This is a genomic window from Sinomonas sp. ASV322 (assembly GCF_030908245.1).
Taxonomy (GTDB): Bacteria; Actinomycetota; Actinomycetes; order Actinomycetales; family Micrococcaceae; genus Sinomonas.
The window spans coordinates 21,293-28,426 of the sequence record NZ_JAVFJJ010000026.1 but is presented as its reverse complement, the minus strand read 5'-3'; the positions used below and the strand labels follow the sequence as shown (position 1 = coordinate 28,426).

7 protein-coding genes are annotated in these 7,134 nt (G+C 71.6%); 2 read left to right on the top strand and 5 right to left on the bottom strand.

What is annotated here, in order from left to right:
* Positions 1-1,202: IS481 family transposase (locus RBS12_RS19750; protein WP_307967378.1), on the bottom strand; the 1,202-nt coding region annotated here is incomplete at its 3' end.
* Positions 1,203-1,476: 274 nt separating this feature from the next.
* Between RBS12_RS19750 and RBS12_RS19745 the strand changes: the two genes are divergently transcribed.
* Both RBS12_RS19745 and RBS12_RS19740 read left to right on the top strand, forming a co-directional pair.
* Complete coding sequence (locus tag RBS12_RS19745; protein ID WP_307967878.1) at positions 1,477-1,812, top strand: metalloregulator ArsR/SmtB family transcription factor; 336 nt, start codon at positions 1,477-1,479, stop codon at positions 1,810-1,812.
* 10 nt (positions 1,813-1,822) lie between these two features.
* On the top strand, positions 1,823-2,806 hold the full coding sequence (locus RBS12_RS19740; RefSeq protein ID WP_307967877.1) for a TIGR03086 family metal-binding protein: 984 nt from the start codon (positions 1,823-1,825) through the stop codon (positions 2,804-2,806).
* A gap of 301 nt (positions 2,807-3,107) precedes the next feature.
* Here the strand turns inward: RBS12_RS19740 and RBS12_RS19735 are convergent, their stop codons facing one another.
* From RBS12_RS19735 to RBS12_RS19720, 4 genes are all read right to left on the bottom strand, one after another.
* Positions 3,108-4,025, bottom strand: a complete 918-nt coding sequence (locus RBS12_RS19735; RefSeq protein ID WP_307967876.1) for an FAD:protein FMN transferase — start codon at positions 4,023-4,025, stop codon at positions 3,108-3,110.
* Complete coding sequence (locus RBS12_RS19730; protein WP_307967875.1) at positions 4,009-4,548, bottom strand: FMN-binding protein; 540 nt, start codon at positions 4,546-4,548, stop codon at positions 4,009-4,011. The genes RBS12_RS19735 and RBS12_RS19730 overlap by 17 nt, the downstream gene beginning before the upstream one ends.
* The gene (locus RBS12_RS19725) at positions 4,545-5,975 is read right to left on the bottom strand and encodes a ferredoxin reductase family protein (protein WP_307967874.1); all 1,431 of its coding nucleotides are present in this window, start codon (positions 5,973-5,975) and stop codon (positions 4,545-4,547) included. The genes RBS12_RS19730 and RBS12_RS19725 overlap by 4 nt, the downstream gene beginning before the upstream one ends.
* A gap of 79 nt (positions 5,976-6,054) precedes the next feature.
* Positions 6,055-7,023 carry an enoyl-CoA hydratase-related protein gene (locus RBS12_RS19720; protein ID WP_307967873.1) on the bottom strand — a complete coding sequence of 323 codons (969 nt, stop codon included), beginning with the start codon at positions 7,021-7,023 and terminating at the stop codon, positions 6,055-6,057.
* Positions 7,024-7,134: the final 111 nt, after the last annotated feature.

The following is a 7,134-nucleotide window of genomic DNA, read 5'->3' as shown; positions in this document are numbered from 1 at the left end:
TGTGTCAGGACATCGGTGACAGTTTCGTCGGTGCGGGGCCTTGTGCCGACGGGGCGGCCGTTGCTGACGTAGGTGATTCCTTTGGCCGGCCATAGGTGCTCGATCAGTAGCGTGCCCTGGTGGTCGAAGAACGCGATCCCTTCGGGATCCCAGACGATGTGGACTTGGAGTCCGGTCCTGGCGCTGCCGATCTGGAACTTCACGCCGCGGATCGTGATGCCGCCGTTGGCGGGCACGACGCGGGTGGCCGTCCCTTCCACTCCCGGGCGGATGCGTGTTGCCGCGGCGGCGCCGCGTCCCGGGACTGTGGGCTCGGGCGGTGCGGGCCTCGGCCTGGGCGGTTCGGCCTTCGGGGTCGCTTCCCAGGCCTGCAGGGGGGTGATCCTGCCGGGCAGGCCCTGATGCGGGCGCTGGGTGTTGTAGATGATGTCGAACGCGTCGACCTGTTCCTGGAGCTGGTCGATCGTCTCGGCGAGGGGCTGCTTGTCCAGCCAGCGGAAGAGGGTCTGGTGGAAGCGTTCGTTCTTGCCCTGGGTGGTGGGCTTGTTGGGCCTGCCCGTGATCGGCTCGACTCCGAGGGAGGTCACATAGATGACCAGCTGGCCGATCACGCCCCGGCGGATCGGGTTCAGCGCACTGCCGTTGTCGGTCAGGAGCCGCTGCGGCACCCCGTGGGCGGCTATCCCCTTCCTTGTCACGGCGATGGCCGCCTCCGCCGTCTCCGACCGGGCCACGTGCGATGAGACCGCGTAGCGGGAGTGGTCGTCGATGAGCTGGAAGATCACGCACTTGCGCCCGCCGGCGAGCACGTACTCCGTCGCGTCCAGCTGCCAGCACGCGTTCGGCGCCGGATACACGAACCGGCGGAACGCGGCCCGCGGCTTCTTCCTCGGCTCGGCCCGAGCGACCCCTGCCTGGCGGAACATGCGTGCCAGCGACGCCGGCGAGGGCACCGATGCCAGGCCCATGGAACGCATCTTCTCGTGCACGCTGATCGGACCGTGGTCCAGCCCGGAGCGCTCCAGCGCCGCCCGCACCCCGATGGCCTGCTGCCTCACATCGTCCGAGAGCCTGGCCGGGCTGTTCTTCGGGCGCCGCGACCTGGGCTCCAGCGCCGCGGCCGGCCCGTCCGCGGCGACCCGGGCGCGGATCGCATAGAACGTCTTCCGCGAGATCCCATGCTCGGCGCAGAACGTCGTCACCGCACCCCGAGGCGCGTTCTCCGGCCACTGAGAGATCGCGAGACGGATACGAGGATCGACAGTGGAGTTCTTCTTCACCAGCCCATCAGAGCGAAAGAAGTGTCACCACCAAGAACCCCGGAACCGTCACCGATGTCCTGAGGCAGAACTGTCACCAATGTCCCGAGACATAACACCGTCGTCGTACGCCCGGAAGCTGGGGAGCGCGGAACGGAAGCTGGGGAGCGCGGCGAGTGCCTTGCGTAAAACGTTAGCCTTTACTAACGTATCAGCCATGCCCGATCTCCTGGAAGTCGCTGCGGAGCCGAACCGCCGCAAGCTCCTCCAGCTGCTCGCGGCAGGGGAGCGCTCGGTGACGTCGCTCGCCGATCACTTCAGCGTTTCGCGTTCGGCCATTTCGCAGCACCTGCTCCTGCTCGCCGACGTGGGCCTCGTTGAGGTCCGCAGGGACGGCAGGAACCGCCTCTACCGGCTCTCGCCCGGAGGCATGGCCCGCCTGCGCGAGCAGGTCGCCGTGTTCTGGACCCAGGAGCTCGACCTCCTGGTGGCCGACGCCGAAGCCCTCGCACGTTCAACCCCACGTCCCAGCCGCCTGACTGACCCTGACTGAAGGAACCGCCATGTCGTTCACCAAGACCGTCTTCCTGCCCGTCGAGCCCGCCGAGGCATTCGAGCTCATCACTCAGCCCGAGCGCCTTCGCCGCTGGCAGACGGTGACTGCCCGCGTCGACCTGCACGCGGGCGGCGAATACCGCTGGACCATCGTCCCCGGGCACCACGCGGCCGGCACGTTCACCGAGGTCGAGCCCGGGCGCCGGCTCGCGTTCACGTGGGGCTGGGAGGGTTCGGAAGAGCTCCCGCCGGGCGCCTCGAATGTGTCGATCACGCTGACGCCGGCCGAGGGCGGCACGAGCCTCACGTTCGTGCACGAGGGGCTCAATGCCGAGCAGGCCGCGAGCCACGCCGAGGGCTGGAACCACTTCCTGGGCCGCCTCGTCGTTCTCGCCGAGACCGGCGACGCGGGCCTCGACGAGTGGGCCGCCGCTCCCGCCGAGCTCAACCAGCTCACGGGTGCCGAGGCCGGCTACGCGGCGCTCACCCGCGTGCTCGCCGCCGTCGGCCCGGAGGCTGCCGGCCTCCGCACGCCGTGCGAGGACTTCGACGTCGCAGCCCTCACCGATCACCTTCGCCGGAGCATCGTGGGCATCGGCAAGGCGATCGGCGCCGCTCTTCCCGAGGACGACGCCGACGCCCCCGCCGAGGTGCGCATCGCCGCCGTCGTGCAGCCGACGCTCGAGGCCTTCGGCGGTCGGGGCCTCGACGGCGAGATCGACATGGGCTTCGCCGTCCTCCCGGCCGCGCTCGTGGGGAACATCCTGAACCTCGAGTTCCTCGTCCACGCGTGGGACTACGCGACGGCCCTCGGCCGCACGCTCGAGGTCTCGCCCGAGCTCTCGGAGTACGTGCTCGGCCTTGCCAAGGACACGATCTCGGACCAGGTCCGCGCGGGCGGATCGTTCGCGGAGGAGACGGTCGTCGACGAATCGGCCCATGCCCTCGACCGTCTCGTCGCGTTCACAGGCCGGGTGCCCGCCGCAAGCTGACGCCGCGACCTCGGCGGCCATCCGCCGGGTCCGGAGCGCCGCGGCCGCCGCCAGATTCCCCACGTTCAAAACCGATCTCCCCACTCTTCGGAGCCAACTTCCCCAGCTCCTGTGCGCGATGCGAGGCGGGTCGCCGAGAACCGCCGGCGAACTCAAGCGGTGAGTGCCGCCGTCGTGCGGCAGAAGGTGGGGAGGCCGGCGCGGATGGTGGGGAGGCCGGCGCGGATGGTGGGGAGGCCGGCGCGGATGGTGGGGAGGCCGGCGCGGAAGGTGGGGAGGCCGGCGCAGCCGCGCGCGGGGACTACGCCGCGCGCGGAGCCCGGAAGCCGCGCGTCGCGAGCAGCTCGCCATCGTGGGTCACGGCGAGCACGTCGACGTCCCAATGTGCGACGGCGAGATTGAGCATGTCGCGACCGCCCGCGACGATCGCGGTCGCGAGGACGTCTGCCGTCACCATGTCGGGCCCCGCAACGCTCGCCTGGGCGAACTCGGGCTTGCCTCCGCCGACGGCCCAGATATGGTCGCCGCGCTCGGCACTCCCGGAGGTTGCGAGCGCGAGGCGGGGCCCCGCCGTCGCGGGTCGTCTGCTTCCGGAAGGGTCCGAGGACGGGGGCGCGCCGCCCAGCGGATAGGCGCCCAGCAGCGTGCGCCGGTCCGCCGGGTCGGCGATCCCCGCGAGCCATGGGCGCTCGCCTCTCGGAGCGCTTGCCAGGGCTGCGGACGACGGCGACGGCGTGCCCGAGACCAGCACGTCGCCGCCCGCGTTGAGGCACCAGTCGTGCAGGCCGAGCGCGGCCAGCGAACGGCCAGCCGCGGCGATCGCACGACCCTTGACGAGCCCGCTCAGGTCGAGCACGCCGTCGGGGCGCTCGGCCGTGAAGGCGCCGTGCGTGAGACGCCGCCAGTCGACGGCCTCGACGTAGCACGCCCGCATCTCGGGGCTCGCGTGGGCCAGGCGGAGCACGCCGCGAGCGAGGGCGCTCGCCTCGGAGTCGTCCCGGTAGAGGCTGAAGCGCTGCTCGAGGGCCTCGAAGTCGCCCTCGATGACGCGGGACGCGGCCTCGAGACGGTCCGCGGCCTCCCCGCGCTCCGCGCCCGGCGGGAACGCCACGGTGAGGCTCACGACGGTCCCCATGGCGAGGAACGTGCGGGCCAGGAGGGGCGGCGCGCCAGTCGCAAGCGCCGCGTGCGCGGGCTGCGGCTCAGGCCCGGGCTGCATCGAGGGCCGCCTGGAGCGATGTGAGATACGCGCCGGACGTCACGGTCGCGCCGCTGACGGTGTCGACATTCGCGGACTGGGCCTGGAGTACCTCGGACCGCAGGATGGGGGCCGCCGTTGCGCTGATCATCGCCGAGCGGCGCTCGGCGTCCGTGAGATGCAGCGCCTTGACGTCCGTGACCTTCCCTCCGGCCACGACGATCTGCACTTGCACCTCGCCGAAGCGGGTCTCCTCGGCCGCGCCCGTGAACGTTCCGTTCTTGAGGGCGCCGGACGACGCCGACCCCTGGCTTCCCGAGGACGAGCCGGCCGAGCCTGAGGTGCTTCCCGAGGTACCGGGTCCGGACCCCGAGGCGCCGGTCCCAGAGGCGCCGGAGGCCCCCGTCGTGCCGGAGGCCCCTGTCGTTCCCGCCGCCCCCGTCGTGACGCTGGCCGCCTCGACGACGTGCGTGCCCGCCTGCCACCCGGCCGCGAGGATCCCGACGGACGCGAGCGCGGCCGCTGCAGCTGCTCGGGCCCTCACCAGTCGAACCTTTCGCGATGAAGCTGCTCGCCGGAGAGCCCCGAGGCCTTCGCATCGGCGAGGACGGACTCCGCCCACGCGGTTGGACCGCAGACGTACAGATCGGAATCGACGAGGTCCCCGACGTAGTCTGTGAGCCCGAGTCCTGATTGATGCCGGGGGAGCCACGCATTGCCGCTTCGGGCCCGATGGCCCACGAGTTCATACAAGGTCGCTCCTCTCAGCCGGCAGAGTTCTGCGATTTCGTCGCGGAGGTAGAGGGTTCCCGGGGTCGAGGCGCGCAGGATGACGGTCGCGTGGCCCGGGCTGAACTCGGCGCGTTCGAGGATCGCGCGCAAGGGAGTGATCCCGATACCCGAGCCCACGAGCACGAGTCCCGGCCGCGTCCGCGCGGCATGTCCGAAGAGGCCGTAGGGGCCGGAGACCGAGACCTTCGTGCCGGGCTTCACGGCCATGAGGGACGCGCTGCCCTTGCCGAGGTTCCGCACAGTGATCCGCAGGCGCCCGGCGGCGGGGTCCGCGGAGAGGCTGAAGGGGTGGTGGTGCCACCACAGGCCCGGCGCGAGGAAGCGCCAGATGAAGAACCGCCCGCCCGAGCCGGCCAGCTCCTCGAGGCGCAGGCCTGTGAGCTCGACGTTGACGGCGCCGTCGCCCGCTGGGACCACGCGCCGGACGGTGAGCTGGTGACGGAAGGTGAGCGCGAGGGGTGCCCAGATGCGGTAGCGGAGCAGGGCCGCGAGGACGAGGACGTAGAACGCGATCCAGTACCAGCGCTGCCACTGCCCGTCCGCGAACAGGCCGCCGACGCTGAACTGGTGCGGGAGCGCCGTGAGCACCGCGGCGTAGGTGAGGAGGTGCACGACGTACCAGAACTCGTACGGGAAGCGCCGCCGCACCGCGACGAGACTCGTCACGACGACGGCGAGGAACAGCACGATCGAGATGAACGCGAGCCACATGTCGGGCAGATTGACCCACATCGAGACGCCCTCGGCGATCGGGTTGAGCCCGTCCGCGACTCCGTAGCCCAGGAGCAGGAAGACCATGTGCGCGAGGATGAGGTACAGCGCGGGCTTCCCGAGCTTCCCGTGAACGGCCATCGCGCGGTCGTGGCCGATCGCGCGGTCGATGAGCGTGATGCGCGCCGCGAGCAGGAGCATCGCGAGCACCAGATCGGTACCGATGAGGCCCGCGACGACGCCGATGGCCGTGAGAGCGGGGCTGAGGCTGTGGAACTGGGCCGCGCCGCCGTCGGCCAGGTAGAGGGCGACAGCGGCAGCCCCGGAAGCCCACGCGAGCACCGTGAGCGCGTCCTGCCGGAACAGACGACGGCGGCCGCGGTCGCGGAGCGTCTCGGCGAGGGCGGCGCCGGGGCCATGGCCCGGCGGCCGCGACGGCCGATGGGAGGAGCGGAGGGCTGTCGTCATGCCCTCAACTCTCGCGACCGGTCCTTTGGTTCTCCTGTGACAGCGCTTGCGGGCGAATGTGGGTTGGTGCCGGGGGCCGTTACCGCCCGGGGAAGGCGGCCGGGCGTTTGGCGAGGAACGCCTCGGTTCCCTCCCTCCCGTCTTCCGTCTGAAACGCCGCGCGGAAGGCCTTCGCTTCGACCTCGAGCCCTTCCGCCGTGGGCAGCCCGACGGCCTCGTTGATCGAGCGCTTCGCATAGGCGACGGCGGTGGGGGACTTCGTGGCGATCTCGCGGATCGTCGCGGCGGCGGTCTCGAGGAGCTGCTCGCGCGTCGAGAAGACGCCGTTGACGAGGCCGAGCGAATAGGCCTCGTGGGCGTTGAGGCGCCGGGCCGTGTAGATGAGCTCGCGTGCCATGCCGAGGCCGACGCGCTGCGGGAGCCGCACGGAGCCGCCGAAGCCCGGGACGAGGCCGAGGTTGACTTCGGGCTGGCCGAACTGGGCGCTCTCGCTCGCGTAGATGAAGTCCGCCGCGAGGGCCAGCTCGCATCCGCCGCCGAGCGCATAGCCGTCGACGCAGGCGATGACCGGCACGGGGAGCGCTTCGAGCGCGAGCGTCACGGAATGCATCGACCGCGCGTAGGCCTCGGCCTCGTCGGGCGACATCGAGGTCATCTCGCGGATGTCGGCCCCCGCGACGAAAGCCTTCCCCGGCGCACCGGTGAGGATGACGCCGCGAACGGGCCACGCGCCGTCGTCGGCTGTGCTTTCGATGCCGCCGGTGTCCCGGGACGCGCCCGCGCCTTCGGCGCCCGAGCCCTCGGTGTCCCGCGAGCCGCCCGCGCCTTCGGCGCCCGCACCCCCAGTGTCCCGGGACGCGCCCGCGCCCGCGCCTTCGGCGCCCGCGCCCCGCGCGTCGCCCAGCCCAGCGAAGAGGGCGCAGACCTTCGCGAGCTCGCCGACGACCTGGCCCGAGAGGGCGTTGAGGGCTTCGGGCCGATTGATCGTGACGGTCGCGACGCCGTCCGAGGCCTCGACGATGAGGGTCTCGTAGCTGCCGAAGTCCATGGTCCTGGCTCCTTCTCTTCGCTGGGTGGCTCCGCCGGCGACCGTGCCGGCCAGTGCGCCGGTGACTGCGCTGGTAACCCGGGCCTCAGCCCGAACGCGCCGAGGTGCTCA